At 31.6% G+C, this 1,770-nt stretch carries 1 pseudogene; it reads right to left on the bottom strand.

The features are described 5' to 3' along the window. Positions 1–1,770 (bottom strand): annotated as a pseudogene (sdrE, locus tag IDG60_RS13145) (MSCRAMM family adhesin SdrE); the annotation flags it as partial.

Genomic DNA, 1,770 nt, shown 5'->3' with positions numbered 1-1,770 from the left:
TTGTAACTGTTTGTGTTAAGCCAGCAGGCTTTTCAAAAATAACTTTGTATTTACCGCTATCTAAATTATCGAAACGATATTTACCATTTTCATCTGTTTTAGTTGTTCCAATTACTTCGCCTTTTTCATTTAATAAAGTAACTTTAACATCTTTGATACCTTTTTCAGTTGAATCTTGTTTACCGTCTTTATTACTGTCGTACCAAACATAATCACCTAAACTGTATTTTGGTGTTTTATAGAAACCACTGTCTAATGTCATATTATCTGCATCTTTAATGACACCTGTTGTTGTTAAACCATTAGAATCTTTATCTTCAGCTGTAGTATTTTTAACCGTTGGCGTGTAACCTGCTGGTGTTTCAAATTCTACTGTATAGTTACCATTATCTAAATCTGTAAATTTATATTTACCCGAGGCATCAGTAGTAGTTGTACCAATAACTTTTCCAGTACTATCTTTTAATGTAACCTTAACATCTTTGATACCAGGTTCATTAGCATCTTGGATACCATCTTTATTTGTATCTTCCCATACATAGTCACCAAGATTATATTTAGGTTCTTTATAAAAACCAGTGTCTAAAGACATATCATCTTTACCATTAATTTTAACAGTTACAGAACTACCATTTGAGTCTTTTTCACCATCAGTTGTTCCATTTACTTTTGTTGGAAGATATCCAGCTGGCGTTTCGAATTTAACTGTATAAGTTTCTCCGTCTTTCAAACCACCGAATTCATAATGACCGTTAGCATCTGTTCTTACTGATTTTGTAGTACCGTCCGGGTAAGTTAATGTAACTAAAACGTTTGCCATTGGCTTTTCTTTCGAATCTGTACCTTGGACACCGTCTTTATCAACGTCTTCCCATACATAGTCACCAATTTTGTATAACTTTTCTTCAGGTTTAACAGTACCGTCGCCACCGCCAGTGTCATTAGAAGTTACGATGAAGTTTGAATATCCTGCATAATTATAATAACCATATTTATCAGTTGTTCTCATACTAGTACCTTGAGCAATATCTAGTTCGCCATCTGATGTAGGTGTATATTTACTAACAACTTTGATAATATAGGCTGAATTAATATCACCAAAATCCAATGTTGCTACATTATTACTAAATGATTTTTTATTATCAAATTGACTTGTTACATCTTCGTATTGACTAAAATCATAGATTCTATTACTTTGAGGCAATTGTTGATTAGGGTTAACTTTATAAACTTTTATTTCTGTATTTTGGTCAATAATGGTACTACCATTTCCTAGTTTAATATTTCCATAATCATCTACTTGACTACCAGCTATATCAACTTTAGTGTTAGTTGCTGTTTTTTTCAAAGGATTAACATAAATTTGTTGTTCAATAGTTTGTTTGTTTTCATCTAACTTTGTAAAGATAGATTGAATGTTTGAATCACCATGAACCATTGGGTCTTGATAATCAACAGAAACGTTTTGGCTAGTTTCTTTACCTGCTGTTGCAAACGTTAAATTCAAACTAGTTTCATTAGGTACTGCTTGCTTATCAATATATGAGTATAAAGTTAAACGTGCTTTTATATCTTCATATTTATCTACATAATCTGTAAATGTATATGTGATTTGCTTAGTCGCTTTATCAAATGTTCCTTTGGCAATGACCTCTCCTGATGGATCAGTAATATCGATAGGATCATTTTTATCTGTTAAATCCGAAGGAATTACATTCTTATCATAATTAATCGTCATTGTATCGCCTTTTTTGACTTTATTGTCAATTG

The sequence above is a fragment of the Staphylococcus sp. EG-SA-2 genome (assembly GCF_017152085.1).
The sequence above is the reverse complement of the archived record's forward strand: the minus strand, read 5'-3'. Positions and strand labels throughout refer to the sequence as shown.